General features: G+C 69.2%; 21 protein-coding genes. 12 read left to right on the top strand and 9 right to left on the bottom strand.

Annotated elements, in window-relative coordinates:
• Nucleotides 1-46: 46 nt before the first annotated feature.
• The 7 genes from murJ (at nt 47) to BM424_RS18490 (ending at nt 8,100) form a co-directional block, all read left to right on the top strand.
• Nucleotides 47-1,858: a murein biosynthesis integral membrane protein MurJ gene (gene murJ / locus BM424_RS18520; RefSeq protein WP_245775953.1), complete on the top strand. Its 1,812-nt coding sequence runs from the start codon at nt 47-49 to the stop codon at nt 1,856-1,858.
• A gap of 84 nt (nt 1,859-1,942) precedes the next feature.
• Complete coding sequence (locus BM424_RS18515) at nt 1,943-3,502, top strand: protein kinase family protein (RefSeq protein WP_093419614.1); 1,560 nt, start codon at nt 1,943-1,945, stop codon at nt 3,500-3,502.
• Nucleotides 3,503-3,633: 131 nt separating this feature from the next.
• Nucleotides 3,634-4,239: an RNA polymerase sigma factor SigM gene (gene sigM / locus BM424_RS18510; RefSeq protein ID WP_093419612.1), complete on the top strand. Its 606-nt coding sequence runs from the start codon at nt 3,634-3,636 to the stop codon at nt 4,237-4,239.
• Nucleotides 4,236-5,060, top strand: coding sequence for an anti-sigma factor (locus BM424_RS18505; protein WP_175548157.1), 825 nt, complete (start codon nt 4,236-4,238; stop codon nt 5,058-5,060). Before sigM ends, BM424_RS18505 begins: the two co-directional genes overlap by 4 nt.
• A 213-nt stretch (nt 5,061-5,273) precedes the next feature.
• On the top strand, nt 5,274-6,254 hold the full coding sequence (trxB, locus tag BM424_RS18500; RefSeq protein ID WP_093419609.1) for a thioredoxin-disulfide reductase: 981 nt from the start codon (nt 5,274-5,276) through the stop codon (nt 6,252-6,254).
• A 50-nt stretch (nt 6,255-6,304) separates the two neighbouring features.
• Nucleotides 6,305-6,637, top strand: a complete 333-nt coding sequence (gene trxA / locus BM424_RS18495) for a thioredoxin (protein WP_139274098.1) — start codon at nt 6,305-6,307, stop codon at nt 6,635-6,637.
• 314 nt (nt 6,638-6,951) lie between these two features.
• Nucleotides 6,952-8,100, top strand: coding sequence for an N-acetylmuramoyl-L-alanine amidase (locus tag BM424_RS18490; protein ID WP_093419604.1), 1,149 nt, complete (start codon nt 6,952-6,954; stop codon nt 8,098-8,100).
• Nucleotides 8,101-8,107: 7 nt separating this feature from the next.
• Here the strand turns inward: BM424_RS18490 and BM424_RS18485 are convergent, their stop codons facing one another.
• Entirely contained in the window at nt 8,108-8,734 is a 627-nt protein-coding gene (locus tag BM424_RS18485; protein WP_093419601.1) for a GNAT family N-acetyltransferase, read from the bottom strand.
• Between the two features lie 324 nt (nt 8,735-9,058).
• On the opposite strand from BM424_RS18485, the gene BM424_RS18480 reads away from it, so the two are divergent.
• Both BM424_RS18480 and BM424_RS18475 read left to right on the top strand, forming a co-directional pair.
• Nucleotides 9,059-10,396: an aminotransferase-like domain-containing protein gene (locus BM424_RS18480; protein ID WP_093419598.1), complete on the top strand. Its 1,338-nt coding sequence runs from the start codon at nt 9,059-9,061 to the stop codon at nt 10,394-10,396.
• Nucleotides 10,397-10,473: 77 nt separating this feature from the next.
• Nucleotides 10,474-11,424, top strand: coding sequence for a D-alanine--D-alanine ligase family protein (locus BM424_RS18475; protein WP_093419596.1), 951 nt, complete (start codon nt 10,474-10,476; stop codon nt 11,422-11,424).
• Between the two features lie 136 nt (nt 11,425-11,560).
• On the opposite strand, the gene BM424_RS18470 is transcribed toward BM424_RS18475, so the two are convergent.
• From BM424_RS18470 to rpmH, 8 genes are all read right to left on the bottom strand, one after another.
• Complete coding sequence (locus BM424_RS18470) at nt 11,561-12,571, bottom strand: ParB/RepB/Spo0J family partition protein (RefSeq protein WP_093419593.1); 1,011 nt, start codon at nt 12,569-12,571, stop codon at nt 11,561-11,563.
• Complete coding sequence (locus tag BM424_RS18465) at nt 12,568-13,497, bottom strand: ParA family protein (RefSeq protein ID WP_093420098.1); 930 nt, start codon at nt 13,495-13,497, stop codon at nt 12,568-12,570. Before BM424_RS18465 ends, BM424_RS18470 begins: the two co-directional genes overlap by 4 nt.
• A 62-nt stretch (nt 13,498-13,559) precedes the next feature.
• The gene (gene rsmG / locus BM424_RS18460; RefSeq protein ID WP_093420101.1) at nt 13,560-14,255 is read right to left on the bottom strand and encodes a 16S rRNA (guanine(527)-N(7))-methyltransferase RsmG; all 696 of its coding nucleotides are present in this window, start codon (nt 14,253-14,255) and stop codon (nt 13,560-13,562) included.
• A gap of 520 nt (nt 14,256-14,775) precedes the next feature.
• The gene (locus tag BM424_RS18455) at nt 14,776-15,327 is read right to left on the bottom strand and encodes a Jag family protein (protein ID WP_093419591.1); all 552 of its coding nucleotides are present in this window, start codon (nt 15,325-15,327) and stop codon (nt 14,776-14,778) included.
• Nucleotides 15,328-15,360: 33 nt separating this feature from the next.
• Complete coding sequence (yidC, locus tag BM424_RS18450; protein ID WP_093419588.1) at nt 15,361-16,299, bottom strand: membrane protein insertase YidC; 939 nt, start codon at nt 16,297-16,299, stop codon at nt 15,361-15,363.
• A 5-nt stretch (nt 16,300-16,304) separates the two neighbouring features.
• Nucleotides 16,305-16,634, bottom strand: coding sequence for a membrane protein insertion efficiency factor YidD (gene yidD, locus BM424_RS18445; RefSeq protein WP_093419585.1), 330 nt, complete (start codon nt 16,632-16,634; stop codon nt 16,305-16,307).
• A 17-nt stretch (nt 16,635-16,651) separates the two neighbouring features.
• Nucleotides 16,652-17,080, bottom strand: coding sequence for a ribonuclease P protein component (gene rnpA / locus BM424_RS18440; protein ID WP_093419583.1), 429 nt, complete (start codon nt 17,078-17,080; stop codon nt 16,652-16,654).
• Nucleotides 17,081-17,092: 12 nt separating this feature from the next.
• A complete protein-coding gene (rpmH, locus tag BM424_RS18435; RefSeq protein WP_093419580.1) occupies nt 17,093-17,236 on the bottom strand; it encodes a 50S ribosomal protein L34 in 144 nt (47 codons plus the stop codon).
• 664 nt (nt 17,237-17,900) lie between these two features.
• Here rpmH and dnaA point away from each other — a divergent pair.
• From dnaA to gnd, 3 genes are all read left to right on the top strand, one after another.
• Complete coding sequence (gene dnaA, locus BM424_RS18430) at nt 17,901-19,823, top strand: chromosomal replication initiator protein DnaA (RefSeq protein ID WP_093419577.1); 1,923 nt, start codon at nt 17,901-17,903, stop codon at nt 19,821-19,823.
• A gap of 1,289 nt (nt 19,824-21,112) precedes the next feature.
• A complete protein-coding gene (gene dnaN / locus BM424_RS18425; RefSeq protein WP_093419574.1) occupies nt 21,113-22,240 on the top strand; it encodes a DNA polymerase III subunit beta in 1,128 nt (375 codons plus the stop codon).
• A gap of 187 nt (nt 22,241-22,427) precedes the next feature.
• Complete coding sequence (gene gnd / locus BM424_RS18420; protein WP_093419572.1) at nt 22,428-23,315, top strand: phosphogluconate dehydrogenase (NAD(+)-dependent, decarboxylating); 888 nt, start codon at nt 22,428-22,430, stop codon at nt 23,313-23,315.
• The last annotated feature ends 136 nt before the right edge of the window (nt 23,316-23,451 follow it).

Below are 23,451 nucleotides of genomic sequence, written 5' to 3'. Positions count from 1 at the left end.
CGTCCCGGAACGCCGGGCGGCGCAGGCGCGGGTAAGGATTGAGGTAGTGAACCGACAGGATCCCAGGCTGTCCGGCGGGCAGCCCGACAGCCCGACGATGCCCATGAACCGCGACCCGCGGCAGGGACGGCCGGGCGGCCACCCCCGGCAGGGCTGGCACGTCGCCGAGACGCAGCCGATCGCGGCGATCCCCGCCGAACCGGGCCCGGATCAGGCCTTCGAGCAGGCGCAGACCGAGGTCATCCGGCCGGTCTCACCGGGCAAGCCGTCGCTGCTCAAGGCCAGCGGATCGATGGCGATCGCGACGCTGATCAGCCGGATCACCGGCTTCTTCTGGAAGCTGCTGCTGGCCTTCGCGGTCGGCTTCGGCGTCGTCAACGACTCGTTCAACGTCTCCAACACGCTGCCCAACAGCATCTTCGAGCTGCTCATCGGCGGCGTGCTGACCAGCGTCGTGGTGCCGGTGCTGGTGCGCTCGCAGAAGGCCGACGCCGACGGCGGGCAGCGGTTCGTGCAGCAGATGATGACGCTGGCCGTGGTCGTGCTGGGCATCGGCACGCTCATCGCCGTCATCGCCGCCCCGCTGCTGACCTGGATCTTCGTCACCGCGTCGGACACCTCGAACACCGAGCTCGTCAACGTCCTGGCCTACCTGCTGCTGCCGCAGATCTTCTTCTACGGCCTGTCCGCGCTGGCCGGCGCGATCCTGCAGTCCAAGCAGATCTTCAGCCCGCCGGCCTGGGCGCCGGTGGTCAACAACCTGGTCGTGATCGTCACGATCGGCGTGTACATGCTGCTGCCGGGGGAGATGTCGCTCAACCCCGTCACCATGACCGACGCGCACGTGCTGGTGCTCGGCATCGGCGTCACGCTCGGCGTGGTCAGCCAGGCCGCGATCCAGATCCCGGCGCTGCGCTCGACCGGCTTCACCTTCCGCTGGCGCTGGGGCTGGGACTCCCGGCTGTCGGAGTTCGGCGGCCTGGCGCTGTGGATGCTGGCCTACGTCGCGGTCAGCCAGATCGGTCTGGTCGCGCTGAGCCGGGTCGCCTTCACCGGCGACGCGGGCGGCTGGTCGACCTACAACTACGTCTGGATGCTGCTGCAGCTCCCGTACGGCGTCATCGGGTTCTCGATCATGACCGCGATCCTGCCGCGCATGTCGGCGGCCGCCGCCGACGAGGACTACGCGAAGGTGATCGACGACCTGTCGCTGGGCAACCGGCTGTCGACGGTGACGCTGATGCCGGTCAGCGCGGTGATGACCGCGCTCGGCGTGCCGCTGGCGCTGTCCCTGTTCGCGCTCCGCGGCGAGACCGGGTCGGCCACGACGCTCGGTGTGGCGCTGGCGATTTCGGCCTTCGGCGTGCTGCCGTACGCGCTGACGATGATGCAGATGCGGACGTTCAACGCGCTCAACGACGCCCGCACGCCGACGCTGATCATGGTCGTGATGACCGTGGCGAAGGTGCTGCTGGCGGTCCTGGTGGCCGCGATCCTGCCGTCCGATCAGATCGTGTTCGGTCTGACCTTTGTCAACTCCTTCACGTTCATCGTCGGCTGGCTGGTCGGCGAGGCCTGGCTGCGGCACCGGCTCGGACCGCTCGGCAGCAGGCGATTTCTCGCCACGGCGGGCAAATCGCTGATCGCCTCGGTGATCGGCGGACTCGCCGCGTGGGGTGTCGCCGTCGGCATCGACGCGCTGGTCCCGGGCGCGGCGGGGGCCGGAACCGGGTGGTTGCAGCTGCTGATCGGCAGCGTCATCGGGTTCGCGGTGATCTTCGGGTTGATGTCCATGCTTCGAGTGGCGGAACTTCAACCGGCGATCGGGCGCCTCACCGGTTTGCTACGTCGTCGCTGACTTTCGCGTCACGTACCCTCGTCTACGAAGTCTCCTTCCGTGAGGGCAACCCGTAGGCGGACCGGGAGGAGCGGGAGAGGGAAGGTGACCAGCAAACCCACCGAGCGGATCGCGGCGGACAGCGACGACGAACCGGGAGCCGACGCCCCGGAGCAGCTCACACCGGGCCGGGTCTTGGACCACGGCCGGTACCGGCTGCTCTCCCAAGTCGGTTCCGATGATCGCTGCAACGCCGAACTGTGGCGTGCCAAGGACGGAGTCCTGGGCCGCGACGTCGCGCTGACGATCCTGGTCGGGGATCGCGCGGACGCCGAGGCCGCCACCAACGCGCGACGCACCCTGGAACGCGCGATGCACGCCAGCACCTTCAACCACGTCGGCGTCGCGCGGGTGCTCGACGTCGTCACCTCGTCCGCAGGCGATCCGCCCGGGGTCCTCGGTCTGGTCATCGCCGAGTGGACGCACGGCACCGATCTGCTGGACCTGGTCGCCGAGGGCCCGCTGCCGCCGGGGACCGCTGCCCGGCTGATGCAGCCGCTGGCCGCGGCGGTCGAGGCGGCGCACCACGCCGGTCTCGTGCTGGGCGCCGATCACCCGCAGCGCATCCGGGTCACGCCGGAAGGCGAAGTGCGGATGGCGTTCCCGGGACCGCTCGCGCACGCCACCTCCAGCGACGACGTGCGCGGCCTCGGCGCCGCGCTCTACCTGCTGCTGACCGGACGCTGGGCGCTGGGCGACGCCCCCGAGGGGCTGCCCGCGGCACCGACCGGACCGGACGGGAACCTCGTCGCGCCGCGCACGCTGCGCCCGACCGTGCCGATGGAGCTGTCCACCGTCGCGGTTCGCGCGCTGGGCAACCCGGACTCGACCGGCACCACCGGCGGCGTCCGCACCGGCGCGGCCGTGCTGCGGGTGCTGGAGCAGTACGCGACCTACGAGCCGACGAACACGCTGTCCAACGGCACCCCGCCCGCCGAGTCCAACGAGGTGTGGCGGCGCGAGGACCCGAAGCCGGACAAGACCCGGAACAAGAAGCTCGCGGTCAGCGTCGGCGTGCTCGCGGTCGCGACGATCCTGGTGATCGGCTGGATCGCGGTCGGCGTGATCGGCATCTTCACCGAGTCGAACCAGTCCAGCGGCACCGGCACGGTGATCAGCGGCAACAACCCGGGAACCGCCGCCCAGCAACCGTCGCCGCAGGCGGCGCCGGTGAAGATCGCGAGCGGCGAGTCGTTCACCGCCCAGGGCCAGCCGGACGCGCCGGCGCGGATCAACAACCTCTTCGACGGCGACCCGAGCACCTACTGGTCGACCTTCGGCTACTACCAGCAGCTGGGTCCCGGCGGCATCAACACCGCCACCGGTGCCGTGCTGACCCTGGAGCGCCCGGCGGTGCTGCAGCAGATCGTCATCAACTCGCCGAGCGCCGGTTCCAAGGTGGAGATCCGCCAGGTCGACGGCTCGCCGAGCATGGACTCGAAGCTGTTGGGCAGTGCGACCCTCAACTCCGGGGACACGCCGATCAAGCTGGAGGCGGTGGCGCCGAGCAGCAAGATCATGGTGGTGCTCACCCAGCTCTCGCAGGAGGGCGGCGAGTTCAGCTCCAAGATCAACGAGATCACGGTGTCCGGCAGCGCGGCCTGACGGCGACAACGACGAAGCGGATGTGATCGAAGTCACGATCACATCCGCTTTTTCCTGGGCACGCAGCGGAATTCGGTCACATTTCCGCACGCCGCCCTAGCGGCGTCTCACGGTCAGTATTGTCTTGAGCCGTGTCTGTCCCTGTCCCTTCCGACGCCGAGCTGATCGCGGCGCACACAAGCGGGGATCCGCATGCGTTCTCCGAGCTCTTCCGCCGACATCGAGATCGGCTGTGGGCCGTGGCGCTGCGGACCACGCGCGACCCCGACGAGGCGGCGGACGCGCTGCAGGACGCGATGATCTCGGCCTTCCGCAACGCCGCGTCGTTCCGCGCCGAATCGCAGGTCACCACGTGGCTGCACCGGATCGTCGTGAACGCCTGCCTGGACCGGATCCGCCGCCGCCAGGCGCGCCCCACGGTCCCGCTGCCGGAAACCGGCCCCGAACCGGCGGTCCCGCGCGACGCGATCGCCGATCAGGACACCAGAATGGCCGTGCAGGACGCGCTGGCCCAACTCCCGGAGGACCAGCGCTCCGCGATCGTCCTGGTCGATGTGGAGGGGTATTCGGTGGCCGAAACCGCCGCGATGCTCGGGGTCGCCGACGGCACCGTCAAGAGCCGGTGCGCGCGCGGCCGAGCCAGGCTCGCGAAACTTCTGGGGCACCTGCGGAACCCAAGTGCAGATGCGAACGTCCCAGATGACGCGATGGCAATGCGTCGACGGGAGGGACGATGAGCGGGGAGAGCCGGCGCGCGGGGGCGCCGCAGGGGCCACCTTGGTCCCTGGACCTGCTGGCCGATCTGCACGCGGGAGTGCTGGACGGCCCGACCGCCGACGAATTGCGCCGCCAGGTCGAGGCCGACCCGGAGGCTCGGGAGATCATGGCCGCGCTGGACGCCACCAGCGCCGACCTCGCCGACCTGCCGCCGCTGACCATCCCGGACGACGTCTCGGCGAGCATCGAAGCGGCGCTGCAGGCCGAGGTCCGCGCCCGGAGCGGTGAGGAGGACCCGACCCGCCCGGTGCCAACGATGTCGACCGCTGCGACCAGCGGCCCTGCAGGCAGCGGTGGTCAGGTCGTCGACTTCGCCGCGGCCAAGGCACGTCGCCGCCGCCGGATGACGCTCGGCGCCGGGCTCGTGGGCGTCGCCGCGGCCGCAGCGGCGGTGATCTTCGCGGTCCTGCCGGGCACCGGCGGCGACAGCAACACCGCGCAGCCGCAGGCCCCGTCGCCGCAGCAGGGCAGCCAGGGCGGGCCGCTGGCCCTCGCCGGTGACCAGGTGCACCTCGACGGACAGCAGTTCTCGCAGGTCATGTCCTCGGACCAGTACGTGTCCACGCTCGCCGACCCGCAGCAGCTGATCGGCTGCCTGCAGGCCAACGGCGTGCGCGGCGGCAAGCCGATGGGCGCCCGCGAGATCACCCTCAACGGCAAACCCGCCCAACTGCTGGTGCTGCCCGGCGGCGGGCTCGGCAAGTTCCGCCTCTTAGCGGTCGGCCCCGACTGCGGCAGCGGCAACCCGTCAACGATCTCCGACAGCACCTTCGGTGGTTAAGGGGATGGTGAGCGGTCGCCTTGCTCGGCGGTGCGGGTCGCTCCGCAGCTAGCGCCCGACGCCCGATTCCTCTCGCATCGTGGGAGGAATCGGGCGTGTTGTGCGCTGCAGCACCGGGTCCCGGAGATCGGGAACATCGCCGAATAGGATCGCGTTGATGCCAATACGGTCGCGCTCCTTGCGCGGCGCAGACGCGACGAGGGAAGGGGCACGGTGACCAGCGACGTCCGTAACGTGATCATCGTTGGTTCCGGTCCGGCCGGCTACACCGCTGCGGTGTACGCGGCCCGGGCAGAGCTGGAGCCGGTGATCTTCGAGGGAACCCAGTTCGGTGGCGCCTTGATGACCACCACCGAGGTGGAGAACTACCCGGGGTTCAAGGACGGGATCATGGGTCCCGACCTCATGGAGCAGATGCGCTCCCAGGCCGAGCGCTTCGGTGCCGAGCTGCGCACCGAGGACGTCGAGCGCGTCGACCTCGCCGGTGACGTCAAGACCGTCGTCGCCAACGGGGTCGAGTACAAGGCCCGCGCGGTCATCCTCGCGATGGGTGCCGCGGCGCGCTACCTCGGCGTCCCGGGCGAGGAGACGCTGCTCGGACGCGGCGTGTCGGCCTGCGCGACCTGCGACGGGTTCTTCTTCCGCGACCAGGACATCGCCGTGATCGGCGGCGGTGACTCGGCGATGGAGGAGGCCACCTTCCTGACGCGCTTCGCGAAGTCGGTGACGATCATCCACCGCCGCGAGGAGTTCCGCGCCTCCAAGATCATGCTGGAGCGCGCGCGGGCCAACGAGAAGATCAAGTGGCTGACCAACAAGGCCGTCGACGAGGTGCAGGGCGAGGGCAAGGTCGCCTCGCTGAAGCTGCGCGACACCGTCACCGACGAGACCTCCGAGCTGGCCGTGAGCGGCATGTTCGTGGCCATCGGCCACGACCCGCGCAGCGAGCTGGTGCGCGGCCAGGTCTCCCTCGACGACGAGGGCTACGTGCAGGTCCAGCAGCCCAGCACGCACACCGGCATCCCCGGCGTGTTCGCCTGCGGTGACCTGGTGGACCACACCTACCGGCAGGCCATCACCGCCGCCGGGTCCGGCTGCTCCGCCGCGATCGACGCCGAGCGCTGGCTCGCCGAGAACGAGACCCCGCAGGCCGAGATCGCCTCCGAACTGGTCGGCGGCGGCTACGGGGCCTGAGGCCCGCCACCCCCGACACCCAGACCACCCCACTTCTCAACACAAGGGAGATGAACATGGCCGGCAACACCGTGACCGTGGACGCCGATTCCTTCAAGAGCACCGTTCTCGACAGCGACAAGCCCGTGCTGGTCGACTTCTGGGCCACCTGGTGCGGCCCGTGCAAGATGGTCGCCCCGGTGCTGGAGGAGATCGCCGACGAGCACGCCGACAAGATCACCGTCGCGAAGCTCGACATCGACCAGAACCCCAGCATCTCCCGCGACTACCAGGTGATGTCGGTCCCGACCCTGCTGGTCTTCAAGGACGGCGCGCCGGTCAAGCAGATCGTCGGCGCCAAGCCGAAGGCCGCGCTGCTGTCGGACCTCGAGGACTACCTCTGATCGAAAACCTGTGATTTCGCTGTGAAATCAGCCTCGTTTCGGGGCAACCGAATAACGCGGACCCGCCGTCTTGTCGATAGGACAGTGACGGCGGGTTCGTGTTTTCGCCGCCGTGCGGGATCAATCGTGTACGGTCCGTTGTCGCACGTCCGACCCGGTGCTCGTAGGCCGCAGCGCCGGGGTGCGGCGCGCAAGGCACAATGACCCGACGGGTCCGCCGGCAGCGGGCCCGCTCCGCAAACGCAGAACATCGGGGCAACCCGATCATCCTCCGCGTCGGTGTCTCGCCGACGCCTGAATCGAGCGAGGAGTGCATGCAGCTGCTCCACCGCGGTGACGTCGGTCCGGCCGTTGCCGAGATCAAGAACACCCTTGCGTCGCTGGGACTGCTGCCGGCCAACGGTCGGCCGGGGCCCGCGATCTTCGACGAAGCGGTGGAACAAGCGGTACGCGGATTCCAGCAGCAGCGCGGACTGATCACCGACGGCGTCGTCGGGCCGGCCACCTACCGCGCGCTCACCGACGCCCGCTGGCGCCTCGGCGACCGCTCGCTGGCCTTCCTGGTGTCCAAGCCGGTCAGCGGCGACGACGTGTTCGCCCTGCAGGAGCGGCTGCTGGAGCTGGGCTACGACGCGGGACGCCCGGACGGCATCTTCAGCGCCGAGACGGAGCAGGCGCTGCGCAGCTTCCAGCGCGACTACGGGCTCACCCCGGACGGCATCTGCGGCCCCGGCACCCTGCGCGCCCTCAAGCAGCTCGCGCCCAAGGTCCGCGGCGGTCGGCCGGTGTTCCTGCGCGAGCAGGAGAAGGTCCGCCGCGCCGGTCCGCGGCTGCGCGGCAAGCGCATCGTGATCGACCCGGGCCACGGCGGTTCGGACCGCGGGGTCACCGTCGGCGACGTCTCCGAGGCCGACCTGACCTGGGACCTGGCCCGCCGGCTGGAGGGCCGGATGGTGGCCACCGGCATGGAAGCGCTGATCACGCGCGGGCCGAACGCCTGCCCGCCCGACGCCGACCGCGCCGCGTTCGCCAACGAGGCGGGCGCCGACATGTTCCTGTCGCTGCACCTGGACGCCAACCCGTCGCCGCTGGCCGACGGCGTGGCGAGCTTCCACTTCGGCACCGGCAACGGCACCACCTCGACGGTGGGGGAAGCGCTGGCCGGTTTCCTGCAGCGCGAGATCGTGGCCCGCACCGGCATGCGCGACTGCCGCTCGCACCCCAAGACCTGGGACGTCCTCCGGCTGACCCGCATGCCCGCGGTCCGGATGGAGCTCGGCTACCTGACCAACGAGGGCGACCGCAACCGGCTGCTCGACCCGTCGTTCCGCGACGTGGTGGCCGAGGGCCTGCTGGTCGCGGTCAAGCGCCTGTACCTGCTCGGCAAGGACGACCAGCCGACGGGCACGTTCACCTTCGACGACCTGCTGCGCCACGAGCTGGCGCGCGCTGAGGGCGCCTGAGAGCGTCTCAGGCGCCGCCGACGGCCGGTTCCGCGGTCTTGATGGTGACGGACGTCAGGAGGCGCTCCAGGGCCGCCTCGACGTCCTCCTTCCAGCTGATGGCGGTCCGCAGCTCCAGCCGCATCCGCGGCCACTTCGGGTGCTGGCGGACCGTCTTGAACCCCACCTGCTGCAGGAACCCCGCCGGGATCACGCAGCCCTCGGCCTCACCGGTCAGGTCGCCGAAGGCCTCGACCGCCTTCACCCCGCGCCGGGTCAGGTCCTTGGCGACGTTCTGCACCAGCACGCGGCCCAGGCCGCCGTCCTCGAACTCGGGCGTCACCTTCAGCGCCGTGAGCAGCACGGCATCGGCGCTCACCGGGGCGGTGGGGAAGGACGCGGCCCGCGGCACGGCGGCGGGCGGCGCGTAGATCGCGTACCCGGCGGGCACGCCGTCGACGTAGATGAGGCGACCGCAGGAGCCCCACTCCAGCAGCACGCTGGAGACCCAGGCCTCCTTCTCCAGCTCGGTCTCGCCGAACTCCTCCGCCTGCTCCCTGATGTGCGGCGCCAGCTCCCAGTAGACGCACCGGCGGCACTTCGGGGGCAGGTGGTCGAGGTTGTCCAGCGTGACGCCGACCACGCGTCGCGACACCTGACCTCCTGGCAAGCCGCACCAACCCGCGCTCGGTTCGGCGGGAGTACCGCCAGAATAGGCCGGTCACCTGCCCGACGGGAAGCACCGCTACTCACCCGGAACGCCTCGATGGGGTGAGATCCCTAACCACAACCGAATCAAGATCCACGGGCGGACGAGCGGCACCGGGACCAACCTGATGTTCCACGTGAAACGACGAAGCGGCCGCCGGGCGGCCCACCAGCGCCGACGAGAGGCCTGTTACACAGGCGATACCGCACGACGATAGGCCTTATAGAATCGCCCGAATCTTGGTGCGCCTAACCGAAACGGGAGCGCGATATGTCGGATCAAGGAAGCCAACCGGACCAGCCCGAGCAGTCGCTGGACAAGGCCGCCCGCAACCTGGACGCCTACCGAGCTCGCTACGCCGAGCGCACGGCCGGGATGACCGCCTCCGAGATCCGAGCTCTCTTCGCCGTCGCCAGCCGCCCCGAGGTGGTCTCGCTGGCGGGCGGCATGCCCAACCTCGCCGCCCTCCCGCTGGACTCGCTGGCCACCGAGGTGGCCCGGCTGGTGTCCGAGGACGGGCAGGTCGCGCTGCAGTACGGCTCCGCGCACGGCGTGCCGGAGCTGCGCGAGCAGATCTGCGAGGTGATGGCCCTGGAGGGGATCAGCGCCCACCCGGACGACGTGGTGGTGACCGCCGGTTCCCAGATGGGCCTGGACATGGTGACCCGCATCTTCTGCGACCCGGGTGACGTGATCCTGGCCGAGGGCCCGTCGTACGTGGGCGCGCTGGGATCGTTCGGGGCGTACCAGGCCGAGGTCGTCCACGTGGCGATGGACGACGACGGCCTGCAGCCGGAGGCGCTGCGCCAGGCCATCGACGAGGTCGGCAAGCAGGGCAAGCGGATCAAGTTCCTGTACACGATCCCGAACTTCCACAACCCGGGCGGCATCACGCTGGCGGTGAACCGGCGGGCCGAGATCCTGGAGATCTGCCGCCAGGCCGACATCCTCGTCGTCGAGGACAACCCGTACGGCCTGCTCGGCTTCGACGGCAAGCCCTACCCGGCGCTGCGGAGCATGGACCCGGACAACGTGGTGTACCTGGGTTCGTTCTCCAAGACCTTCGCCTCGGGCCTGCGCGTGGGCTGGGTGCTGGCCCCGCTGGCGATCCGGGAGAAGCTGGTGCTGACGGCCGAGTCGGCCACGCTGTGCCCACCCACGCTGAACCAGATGATCGTCTCGCGGTACCTGTCGACGCACGACTGGCAGGGCCAGATCAAGATCTTCCAGGAGCAGTACCGGGAACGCCGGGACGCGATGATGGCCGCGCTGGAGCAGTACATGCCGGCCGGGTGCACGTGGACCAAACCCGAGGGCGGCTTCTTCGTCTGGCTGACCGTGCCGGAGGGCGTGGACACCAAGGCGATGCTGCCGCGCGCGGTGACCCAGCGGGTCGCCTACGTCTCGGGCACCGGCTTCTACCGGGACGGCTTCGGCAGCAGGCAGATGCGGCTGTCGTACTGCTACCCGACGCCGGAGCGGATCCGCGAGGGCGTGCGCCGGCTCGCCAACACGCTGTCCGAGGAGATGGAGCTGGTCCGCACCTTCGGTACGGTGCCGCCGAGGAGCGTGCCGGGACCGCAGGCGCCGTCGCCCGATACCGCGTGAGTTTTCCCATCCACACGACCGGTCCACTGCGCCTCTCCAGGTGCGGTGGACCGCTACTTTTCCGAGGTGCTTCACAAGTGTCTGATCGCTGGGTTGCCGTGCTCGCCGGTGGACTGTCGCACGAGCGCGACGTGTCGCTGCGTTCCGGTCGCCGGTTGTCCGCCGCGCTGCGCTCGGTCGGCATGACCGTGGCGGAGTGGGACGCCGACGCGCGCCTGCTGTCCCGTCTCACCGAGGAGCGTCCCGACGCGGTGGTGATCGCGCTGCACGGCGGGGAGGGGGAGAACGGCTCGGTGCAGGCCGTGCTGGACATGCTCGGCATCCCCTACGTCGGCACCGGCCCGCACGCCTCCCGTCGCGCGTGGGACAAGCCCACCGCGAAGGCTGAGCTGGCCCGTGCGGGCCTGACGACGCCGGACTGGGTGGCACTGCCCCACGCGACCTTCCGCGAGCTGGGAGCCCAGCACGTGCTGGACGCGCTCGTCGGCAAGCTCGGCCTGCCGCTGATGCTCAAGCCGGACCAGGGCGGCTCCGGTCTGGGCGCTCAGGTGGTCCGGGACGCCGAGGGGCTGCCGTCGGCGATGGTGGGTGCGCTGTCCTACGGCGACGCGGTCCTCGTGGAGCGCTTCATCGAGGGGACCGAGGTCGCGATCACGGTCGTCGACGGGCCGGACGGTCCGAAGGCGCTGCCGGCGGTCGAGATCGAGGCGGCGGACGGCGTCTACGACTACACGGCTCGCTACACCGCCGGGCTCACCAACTACCGCGCCCCGGCCGACATCTCCGCCGACGCCGCGACGGCGGCGGGGGAGCTGGCGATCGCCGCGCACAAGCTGCTCGGGCTCCGCGACATCTCCCGGACGGACGCGATCATCGATACCGACGGCGTCCCGCACTTCCTCGACGCGAAGGTGTCGCCGGGACTGACCGAGACCTCGCTGCTGCCGATGGCGGTCGAGGCGGCCGGCCGGTCGCTCGGGGAGACCTACGCCGGACTCGTCGAGCGGGCGATCCAGCGCGGCGCGTGACTCGCGCCGGTTTCACGTGAAACAAAAGCGGCGGACTCCTCGGAGTCCGCCGCTTTCTCATCGGTAGCCGATCGTCACCGCGCGCGATCGGTTCGACTACTGATCGTCATCGTCACCGTGACGTAAAGCCCTGGTGTCATTCCTCGCTGATTCCGCGGGCTTCCTGACCCAAGATCATCTCCGCGATGCGTTCAAGATCGTCGACCGACCCGTACTCGATCACGATCTTGCCCTTCCGGGTCCCGCGGTTCACCTTCACCTTGGTGTCGAAGTGGTTCGCCAGCCGATCCGCGAGCCGATCGAAGCCGGGGGCCTGGATCGGCTTCTTCGCCGCCGACTTCTCCTTCGCCGGGCCCTCGGACTTCTTCAGCGTCACCTGCTCCTCGGTCGCGCGGACCGACAGCCCCTCCGCGACGATCCGCTTCGCGAGGTCCTCCTGATGCCCGACGTCGTCCAGGCTCAGCAACGCGCGGGCGTGGCCGGCCGAGAGCACGCCGACCGCCACCCGGCGCTGCACCTCCAGGGGGAGGCGCAGCAGGCGGATCGTGTTGGTGATGACCGGACGGCTCCGCCCGATCCGATCGGCGAGTTCATCGTGGGTGACACCGAACTCGTCGAGCAGCTGCTGGTAGGCCGCCGCCTCTTCCAGCGGGTTGAGCTGCACGCGGTGGATGTTCTCCAGCAGCGCGTCCCGGAGGAGCGCGTCGTCCTTGGTCTCCCGGACGATCGCGGGGATCTCCTCCAGACCCGCCAGCTGCGAAGCGCGCCACCGGCGTTCGCCCATGATCAGTTCGTACTGATCGTTCTCGATCTCGCGCACCACGATGGGCTGCATGAGCCCGAACTCGCGGATCGAGTGCTCCAACTCGTTGAGCGCTTCCTCGTCGAAGACCTGACGAGGCTGCTTCGGGTTGGGAGTGATCGACGCGATGGGGATCTCTTTGTACACGGCACCCGCGACGGACCCCTCCACGGTCTCCTCGGTTTCACGTGAAACAGGGGAGCTCTGCTCGGGAGTTCCGTACGCGTCGCCGCCGCGAACCCCGGACGTCACCCCGCCCAGCGCGGCGCCATCGGCGCCGGCCGGGGGAGCACTCGGGATCAGCGCGGCGATACCGCGTCCCAGACCACCTCGTCGCTCGGTCATGCTGTCTTCCTTTCGGCACCCCGCTCCGCGATCTCTCGCGCCGCATCCAGGTAGCTCATCGAGCCTCGTGATCCCGGATCGTAGGTCAGAACCGTCTGACCGAAGCCCGGAGCTTCAGAAATCTTCACGCTACGCGGGATCACGGTTCTCAGGGTGAGATCACCGAAGTGACCTCGCACCTCCGCCGTCACCTGATCCGCGAGCTTGGTCCGACCGTCGTACATGGTGAGCAGGATCGTGGAGACCCACAGCGCCGGGTTCAGGTGCGACTGCACCAGCTCGATGTTGCGGAGCAGCTGTCCCAGGCCCTCCAGCGCGTAGTACTCGCACTGGATCGGGATCAGCACCTCGTGCGCCGCGACCAAGGCGTTCACCGTGAGCAGGCCGAGCGAGGGCGGGCAGTCCACGAAGACGTAGTCGAAGTCCATCGCCTCGACCGCCTCGGCGTTCAGCGCCTCCTTGAGCCGGCCTTCCCGGGCGACCATCGTGACGAGCTCGATCTCCGAGCCCGCCAGGTCGATCGTCGCCGGCACGCAGTAGAGGTTGTCGGACTGCGTGCTCTTGGCCGCCGCGTCCGCCACGCTGATCTCGCCGAGCAGCACCTCGTAGACCGAGGGGACACCGCCGCGGTGCTCGACCCCCAGCGCCGTGCTCGCGTTGCCCTGCGGGTCGAGGTCGATCACGAGCACCTTGAGCCCGTGCAGCGCCAGACCGGCCGCGAGGTTCACCGTGGACGTCGTCTTGCCGACGCCGCCCTTCTGGTTGGCCACCGTGATGATGCGCCGGTTCTTGGGCCGGGGGAGATCCAACTCGTCGGGGTGGAGGACGCGCGTCGCGCGCTGAGCCTCCTCCATGATGGGAGTCCAGCCGATGTCGTCCCGGCCGAAGCTCACGGGGCTGCTCTCCGGGCCGGAGGGGAATCGCATGGCGCCCATCGCGCGCCCCCTTGTTTCACGTGAAACCTGACCCGCTCCGTTTTCCTCCGGATTCACCGTCCACGTTCCTTTCTCGCTCGACGTGTGTCACGACGCCGACCGGACGAGGTTCGGGCCGCCGCGACCCGCTCCACCACGACAACGGTCGTCGGCACTTCCAGTGCGCCGACACCGCATGATTTGACTTCGCCACGACCGCCACCGGCCGCGGCGATCGCCGCCGCATCCCGTTCGAGTTCTTCGGCCGCGCTCTCGCCCTTCATGGCGAGGAGGAGACCGTTCTGCCGCAGCAGGGGGAGGGACCACTTCGCGAGCCGTTCCATGGGTGCCACGGCGCGCGCGGTCACGACGTCCTGATCGGCGAGTCGTTCGCGCACCGGTCCCTCCTCGGCACGACCACGCACCACCTCAACGGTGAGTGCCAGCTCGGTGATGACTTCCTGCAACCACGTCACCCGCCGAGCCATCGGCTCCAGCAAGGTGAGGGTGAGATCCGGGCGAGCGATCGCCAACGGGATGCCCGGCAACCCCGCCCCTGAGCCTACGTCGACAACCCGGCTTTCAGGGGGGAGCAACTCCGCAATCACAGCAGAGTTCAGCAGATGTCTTTCCCAGAGTCGATCCAACTCGCGGGGACCGATCAGGCCGCGGCGGATTCCGTGCTCCTGGAGTAACTCGGCGAACCTCTCCGCCAGCTCCACTCGGTCACCGAAAACGACCCGCGCCGCCTCGGGCACCCCTCCGGACAAGACACTCACCCCGCTGTTTCACGTGAAACCGAAGACTTCGTGTCTAGACTGCCGGATCCCGATCCGGAGTCGTGCACCAACCCGCTGTTTCACGTGAAACCACGCCGAACGAGTACGGCAGGGCACCCACCATTCAGCCACACCAGAGTTGCAGAACCATTGCGCCAAGAGGCCAACAACGCAACCACACCCAACCGCCGAAGGCGGTTCCTCAGCACCCAAGCACCCCAACCAACAACCGTCAGGCAACCGGCAAAGCCGGTTTCTCAGTACCCCAAGCAAGCAACTGGCACCGCCGCGGGTTCTGACACGTCTTCTGGGGAGGACAGCCGACGCGCCGTGTATTGGCATACATAAGCCTCGGATCCCGGAGCCAGAAGGCGTGTCAGGTTCCGCTTCTGGGACTGCCAAGCACAGGGACCACAGAGTTCTTGATCAGTAGACCGCACCAAGACAAAAAGGTGCCCCGCCGGGCATCAACCCAACGGGGCACACGAAGCGGGGCGCAACACCCCAAAGATCAGCTCTTGAAGATGACGACCTTGCGGTTGGGCTCTTCACCTTCCGACTCACTGTGCACACCCTCGATCGCAGCAACCGCGTCGTGGATGATCTTCCGCTCGAACGGGGTCATCGGGCGGAGCCGAGCGGCCTGCCCGGTCTTGAGGACCTCCTCGGCCGAGGAGCGGCCCATCTCGGAGAGCTCCTCGCGCCGCCCGGCGCGCCAGCCGGCGACGTCGAGCATGAGGCGGGACCGGACGCCGGTGTCCTGCTGCACGGCGAGGCGGGTCAGCTCCTGCAGCGCTTCCAGCACCTGGCCGCGTCCGCCGACGAGCTTCTCGAGGTCGGTTCCGCCGTCGATGCTCACCACGGCGCGGCCGGCTTCGACGTCGAGGTCGATGTCGCCGTCGTAGTCGAGCAGGTCGAGCAGGCGCTCGAGGTAGTCGCCGGCGATGTCGCCTTCCTGCACGAGCAGGGCCTCGGTGTTGGACACCTCGGGGGAGGACTCATCGGTGGCGGGGGAGTCGGTGGCCTCGGCGACGGCCGGGCTCTCCTGCACAGTTTCAGACACTGGGTGTCTCCTCTCCAGGGGTTCGTGATGCGGTCAGCGGGTCTCGCCCGGCTTGTCCGCATCGCGAGCGCGGTCTTCGATCACCCCGGGGATCTCACCGGGTTGGTCAGCGGACGCCTTCTCAGCGGCGGAGGTGTCACCGGTGGTCGACTCCACAGCGGTCGACTCGACGACCGCGGGCGCGTCTGCCGACGCAGCCTCCTCGCGATCGATCCGGCGGTACACCACTCGTTGCTGTCCCAGCGTCCAGAAGTTGTTGGCGAGCCAGTAAATCAGAATGGCCAGCGGGAGGAACGGACCACCGACGATAGCGAACATCGGAAAGATCCACAGCATCAGCTTGTTGGTCATCGCCGCCTGCGGGTTGGCGGCGGCCTGGGCGCTCTGCCGCTGCAGCGAGTGCCGGGCGGTGAAGTGGGTGGCGATGGCGGCGGCGATCATCAGCGGGACGCCCACGGTCATCATCGCCATGCGGTCGGTGCCGAAGGTGGCGAGCACCTCGGGCGCCTGGCTGATGGTGTTGGAGAGCTTCGCGCCAAACAGGTCGGCCTCGACGAACGAGGCGACGTCGGCGGCGTTGAAGACGAAGTTGCCGGGCGCTCCGGGCTTGAACCCGTTGAGGACGTGGAAGAGCCCGATGAACACCGGGACCTGGACGAGCATCGGCAGGCAGCCGGACAGCGGGTTGAAGCCCTGCTCGGTCTGGAGCTTCTGCATCTCGGCCGCGAGCTTCTGCCGGTCGTCGCCGTGCTTCTCCTGCAGCTCGCGCACCAGGGGAGCGAACTCCTGCATCTTCTTCATCGACCGCACCTGGTGCACGAACGGCTTGAACAGCAGCGCGCGCAGGGTGAAGACGAGGAAGATCACCGACAGCGCCCAGGCGAACCCGCTCGACGGGTCGAGCACGTATCCGAAGACCTTGTGCCAGAACCAGAGGATGGCCGACACGGGGTAGTAGATGAAGTCCAGCACGCGGGCTACTCCTCGGCGGGTTGGTCGGGAAGGCGAACACCGGCTCGCCGCTCACGGGGTGGTGGGACCGGGTCGAGTCCTCCGGGGTGCCAGGGCCCGCAGCGCAGGAGCCTGCGGAGGGTGAGCCAGCCGCCGCGGAACAGCCCGTGCACGGTCAGCGCTTCGACGGCGTAGGCGCTGCAGCTGGGGTAGAACCGGCACATCGGCGGCAGCAGAGGGGAGATGACCTTGCGGTAGGCGTGGACGGGGCCGAGCAGGAGCCACGCGGACAAGCCGGGTTTGCGATCCGCACGACTTTCGTCATGCGTATCGTCACGCCGACATTCCGGTGCCATCTCCTACAACCCCGCCATCAACCGCTGTCCGGGCCGTCGAGGTAACGAACGCGAAGCTTCTTCAGCGCCGCGTCGATGTCCGAGCCGAGCTCTCGGCTGGACGCGTCCGCTGCCGGGGGCAGCGCCCGGACCACCACCAGTGTGCCAGCGGGCAGGTCGGCGAGGCGGTCGCGCATCAGGTGCCGCAGGCGGCGGGCGACCCGGTGGCGCACCACCGCGACGCCCACGGCCTTGCTCACGACAAAACCCACCCGGGTCGAAGGAGTCGAGTCCCGGGTGGGTGCCGTATTAGCTTGAGCCTCCGGCTGGGCCTCGCTCACTCGAGCCCGGTACTGGTCCGGGCGCAGGACGTGGACCACCAGTCGGGGACGTCCGGCCCGACGACCACGACGGACCACCAGGCGGAAGTCCTGGTTCCTGGTCAGCCGGGCTGCCGTGGGAAGCACGGCCGGACGCGATCAGGCAGACAGCTGCGCGCGGCCCCGGCGACGGCGCGCGGCCACGATGGCCCGGCCGGCGCGAGTGCGCATGCGCAGCCGGAACCCGTGCTTCCTGCTACGGCGGCGGTTGTTCGGCTGGAAAGTGCGCTTGCCCTTGCTCACGGTCGGATCTCCCGGTTACTACAGGCACCGATGGTCGCTTGTGAACCACGGTTCGGTCTTGGTGTCCCCGGTCCTTCAACCCGCAGGTCCGCAGGGAGCGGACCGAGAGCCGCCAGGCCGGGCGTGATGTCGGCGCGCCGACATGCCCGCTGCACAAGCGGGGGACTGTAGAAGGGTACGTCAGGGCCGACAGCGGGTGCGCAGCCGGGGTGGCTTCCGGCGGTCTCGAGGCCATAACGAAGGCCACCGAGGCCGGTGAGGCGACGTCACCGGGTGAAGAACCAGGTCAGCGCAGGTGATCGAAACACCGCTCGTCGACGCAGAACAGCCTGCCACATCACGATCACCGCGAGGCCCCGGGGATCTGCTTGTGGCGGCGGCCGCCGCTTGTTAGCGTGCCTCCCTGCGATGGCGCGGCCGGTGGGTGGGAGCATCGGTCGGCAGTCAGGGGGACTGACCTCGATCGCAGTGGGTACTACGGCCCCAGGGGGAAACACCGAAGCGGCCTGCCGTACCTTCATACACACGTTGTGGACAACTCTGTGGACACGTGTGTCCGCCGAGTCGCCCACCCGTCCCGTGGTACCCGCTGCCCGTGCAACTGTGAGGGCTGGGGACCCGGGTCGCAACCGGGGAGCATCAAGCGAGGGGAGGGGAGCAGGCGGTGTCCGACCACCAAGCCGATCTCGGTCGAGTTTGGGAAGAGGTGGTGCAGGAGCTGTCCTCCGGCACGCTCTCGCCGCAGCAACGCGCGTGGATGCGGGTCACCCGCCCCATCGGCCTGCTCGACGGGACCGCGCTGCTGGCCGCTCCGAGCGACTTCGCGAAGGAAGCCATCGAGCGCGCGCTGCGCGACCCGATCACCGATGCCCTGTCCCGCCGGCTCGGCCGCGACGTCTCGCTGGCCGTGAAGGTCGACACCGCGGTGCCCGCGCCGACCCGCCCGGTCGCCGCGCCCGCGCCCGAGACCTGGAGCCCGCGCGGCGGCGACGACCAGTCCCCGACCGGCTACGTCTCGGTGCCCGGTTTCGGCGGTGACAGCTCCTACGGTCACACCGCCCACACCGGTTCCATCGGGCACACGGGGTCCATCCCGATCGTGCCCAGCACGCCGGACACCCGGCCCTCGTCCGAGCTGGCGCCGGAAAACCGCAGCTCGGAGAGCCGCGGCAAGCACTCGGCCCCCGAGCCGCAGCCCACCCCTGCGGCCAACATCGACTTCCCGACGGCCGAGTTCAAGTGGCCGAACGGCGAGATCCCCAAGCCGCCCGCGGCCACGCCCGAGCCCGATTCGGGTTCCGCTCCCGAGACCGAATCGGATGCGGCTGATTCAGAAGAGCCCGCCGAGCCGGAGGCGACCGAGTCCGCCGAGCAGGCCGACGAGGGCGTCTGGCCGACCTTCGGTCGAGGTCAGGGCGCCCAGAGCGGTCCCGGCTCGAACGACGCCGGGAGCCAGGCCGGCCCCGGAGCGCAGGGACCTTCGCAGACCATCCCGTCGGCCGAGCCGCAGCACGGGCAGCCGTTCACCGCGCCCAAGCACGCGCCGCCGACGTCGCAGACCAGGCTCAACGCCAAGTACACCTTCGACACCTTCGTGATCGGTTCGTCGAACCGGTTCGCGCACGCAGCCGCGGTCGCCGCGGCCGAGGCGCCCGCCCGGGCGTACAACCCGCTGTTCATCTGGGGCGAGTCGGGTCTCGGCAAGACGCACCTGCTGCACGCGGTCGGGCACTACACGCAGCGGCTGTTCCCGGGGATGCGGGTCCGCTACGTCTCGACCGAGGAGTTCACCAACGACTTCATCAACTCGCTGCGCGACGACCGGCAGGTGGCGTTCCAGCGCCGCTACCGCGACGTCGACGTGCTGCTGGTCGACGACATCCAGTTCTTGGAGGGCAAGGAAGGTACTCAGGAGGAGTTCTTCCACACCTTCAACACGCTGCACAACTCCAACAAGCAGATCGTGGTGTCCTCCGACCGGCCGCCGAAGGGGCTTCGCACGCTGGAGGACCGGCTGCGCACCCGGTTCGAGTGGGGTCTGATCACCGACATCCAGCCGCCCGAGCTGGAGACGCGGATCGCGATCCTCCGCAAGAAGGCGGCGCAGGACCGGATGAACGCGCCGGCCGACGTGCTGGAGTTCATCGCCTCGCGCATCGAGCGCAACATCCGCGAGCTGGAGGGCGCGCTGATCCGGGTCACGGCGTTCGCGTCGCTGAACCGGCAGCCGGTCGACCTGCAGCTGGCCGAGATCGTGCTGCGCGATCTGATCCCGGACTCGCAGACGCCGGAGATCACCGCGCCGACGATCATGGCCGTGACCGCGGACTACTTCGGCGTGACCATCGACGACCTGTGCGGTCCGGGCAAGACGAAGGCGCTGGCCCAGGCGCGGCAGATCGCGATGTACCTGTGCCGGGAGCTGACGGACTCGTCGCTGCCGAAGATCGGGCAGTACTTCGGCAGCCGCGACCACACCACGGTCATGTACGCCGACAAGAAGATCCGCAAGGAGATGGCCGAGCGCCGGCGCGTGTACGAGCACGTCCAGGAGCTCACCGCCCGCATCAAGCAGCAGTCCCGCTGAACCACCGAAGCTCGTGAGGGCAACCGCCGTCCGGGGCGTCCTGCGTCCGCTTCCGCTCCGCAGACCCGCTCTGAGACGGTCAAGTCGACTCTCTGACCTGCACTTTTAGAACGTCAGCCGCTCATTTGGCCGCTGACGGCATTTTTCGGGTCCCCCGGTGTGATTCCCTGGCCCGCGAGCGCTCGCACTTTCTGATAAGGCGGCCCGCTCCCGCCCACCCGCTCCAGCAGTAAAGTTCCGCCGCCCCGACCCGGCTCCACCCCGCCCCGGCACCCCGCCCGGCGGCTCCGGAGGTCGAATACCGCAGGTTTTGTCGGGGCGAATACCGCAGGTTTTGACCCGGGGGAGCGGGTCCGCGGGGTTTCTGCTCGGGCGGTGGGGTGCGGCCGGAGGGGGTCGGCAGAAAGAAACGGGGTTCGGTGGGGGTCTTCGGACGCCTGGGCGCAAGGGTTGGGCGGCTAGTTCACCACTTTCAGTGTTCGTCCGATCTCGGTGCGTGGGGCCGGGAACATTCACAGGCAGAAGTTTTCTGCGCGGCCCCGTGGGCTTCACCTCACCCCGGTGGCAAAAAAGCGTCCGGAACGGCCGGCTGTCCACAGAAATTCGATCCCCAGGGTTGACCAGCCCTTTTCCCCACTCCATCCACAGGCTGTGCACATCCTGCCCACATGGTTCGGACCGGTTGCCAACAGAGTTCCCACAACTCTGCCCACAACCCGACCGGTGGAGAACCCGCGATCCACCCGGGGATGGGTACAACCGGGGGTCCGACTGTGGATGGGGGTGTGGACAACTGGGGATGGTTGTGGAACAACTCGATGAGGCCAGAAGTTGTCCACCACCCGGCTGTCGCAGTCCCCGGTTACTTCCAGTGGTCATCCACACCGGTGCAGGCCGCTCGACCAGCCCAAACGACGGTTGTCCCCACAACTCACAGGCCTTACTACTACTGCGGACATTTCTTCTCTTTGAAGAAAAAAGAAAAAGAGAACTAGGGGCGGTGGATAAGTGGACAACTCCCGCGCCGCGGCCTCGAACCGGCGCGGACCGAGTGCCCCGACCCGGATGCGGGGATCCACGAGCACGCTCTACGGTGGAACTCCCGCAACGAGAACTCCCGCCCGAACTTCCGGGCCCGCAGTCCTGGGTCCGAACTCCTGGTGAAGGTTCGGGCCGTTCTCGATGCGGGTCGCTTCGCCCCCGACGCGGAGCGCACCGAACCTTCCAGCCGCGCACGGCTCGACACAGTTCTCGGCAGCCGAGCCACGGCTGAAACCGAAAGGACACCCATGAAGATCCGCGTGGAGCGTGACGGTCTTGCCGACGCCGTCGCCTGGGTCGCGCGCAGCCTGCCGTCGCGGCCGCCGGTGCCGGTGCTGGGCGGGGTGCTGCTCGATGCGAGCACCGGGGAAGCGCTGACCATCTCCGGCTTCGACTACGAGGTTTCGGCTCAGGTCACCATCGACGCCTCGATCGACGCCAGCGGCAAGACCCTGGTCTCCGGGCGCTTGCTGGCCGACATCACCAAGGCGCTGCCGGCGCGCCCGGTCGAGCTGACCGTCGACGGCTCCCGGGTGACGATCACCTGCGGCAGCTCGCGGTTCAGCCTGCCGACCATGCCGGTCGAGGACTACCCGGCGCTGCCGGAGATGCCGGAGCACGTCGGCTCGGTGCCCACCGACCTGTTCAGCGAGGCGGTCGGCCAGGTCGCCATCGCCGCGGGCAAGGACGACACCCTGCCGATGCTGACCGGCATCCGGATGGAGATCGACGAGGACAAGCTGACGATGGTGGCCACGGACCGGTTCCGGCTGGCCATGCGCGAGATCACCTGGGAACCGGGCAGCGGCGTGGAGTCCACGCAGGTCCTGGTCCCGGCCAAGACCCTCGCGGACTCGGCCAAGACGCTGGGCGCCGGGGCGAGCAAGGTCGAGATCTCGCTGGCGTCCGGCGACGGACTGCTCGGCCTGTCCGGCACGAGCCGGCGGAACACCAGCCGCCTGCTGGACGCCGAGTTCCCCAAGTACCGCCAGCTGCTGCCGTCCGAGACCGCGCTGACCGCGAACATCGACGTCGCGCCGCTGGCCGAGGCGATCAAGCGCGTGTCGCTGGTGGCCGAGCGCGGCACGCAGGTCCGGCTCGAGTTCTCCGACCGCCTGCTGCGGCTGTCCGCCGGCGGTGACGACGAGGGCAGCGCCGAGGAGGAGCTGCCGATCGAGCTCGACGGCGGCGAGGAGCTGACCATCGCGTTCAACCCGGCGTACCTGCAGGACGGGCTCAGCGCGCTGAAGTCCGAGCGCGCCCAGCTGCAGTTCACCACCGCCAACCGCCCGGCGTTGATCAAGCCGATCGGTGATGATGGCGAGGTCCAGGAGGGGTACCTCTACCTGCTGATGCCGGTCCGGCTGCCGGGCTGACGTCCGCCCGCGATCGCCGCGGTCCGGTACGGGTGGTGCGCGGCTCACATCCGGCGCACCACCCGGCCGGACGCCGGGGTCCGCGGTCGTAGGCTCCGGCCAGATCGATTCAGCGGGTTCGCCCGCAGCGCGGCCGGCCACGCGCCGACCTCCACAAGTCGACACACAGTTCGGATAGGGAGTTCCAGTGCAACTCGGGCTTGTCGGCCTCGGCCGAATGGGTTTCAACATGCGCGAGCGGCTGCGGGCCGCCGGCCACGAGGTCGTGGGGTACGACCGCAACCCGGACGTCAGCGACGCGGCGTCCGTGGCGGAGATGGTCGAGAAGCTGTCCGGTCCGCGGATCGTGTGGATCATGGTTCCGCACGGCGACCCGACCCGGCAGACCATCGAGGAGCTGTCCGGCCTGCTGTCCGCCGGTGACCTGGTGATTGAGGGCGGCAACTCGAAGTTCACCGACGACCAGGCCAACGCCGCGCTGCTCGCGGAGAACGGCATCAAGTACGTCGACGTGGGTGTGTCCGGCGGTGTCTGGGGCGCGCGGAACGGCTACGGCCTGATGGCCGGTGGCGACGCGGAGGACATCGAGCGCGCGCTGCCGATCTTCGACGCGCTGCGTCCGGAGGGTCCGCGCGAGCAGGGCTTCGCGCACTCCGGTCCGGTCGGCGCCGGTCACTACGCGAAGATGGTGCACAACGGCATCGAGTACGGCCTGATGCAGGCCTACGCCGAGGGCTTCGAGCTGCTGGCCGCGTCCGACGTGGTCACCGACGTGCCCGCGACGATCAAGGCCTGGAGCCAGGGCACCGTGGTGCGCTCCTGGCTGCTGGACCTGCTGGTCCGCGCCCTCGACGAGGACCCGGAACTGGCCGAGCTGCGCGGCTACGTGCAGGACTCGGGCGAGGGCCGGTGGACCATCGAGGAAGCGATCAACAACGCGGTCCCGGCCCCGGTCATGACCGCGGCGCTGTTCGCCCGGTTCGCCTCCCGCCAGGAGGACTCGCCCGCGATGAAGGCGGTCGCGGCGCTGCGCAACCAGTTCGGCGGTCACGCGGTCCAGAAGTCCGAGGGCTGACCTCCCGGTCTCGTGGGGTGGGGAAGTTTTCATGAAAACTTCCCCACCCCCACCACGGGGACCGGACCGGGGGATTTGTCGACAAGTCACCTTGTCCCCTCGGCGGTGGCCGCGAGTGTCCGCGCTGGTCGCGGCG

Source organism: Saccharopolyspora flava (assembly GCF_900116135.1).
GTDB classification, from domain to species: Bacteria; Actinomycetota; Actinomycetes; order Mycobacteriales; family Pseudonocardiaceae; genus Saccharopolyspora; species Saccharopolyspora flava.
Note: the sequence above shows the minus strand (reverse complement) of the source record. Positions and strands in the feature narration are given on the sequence as shown.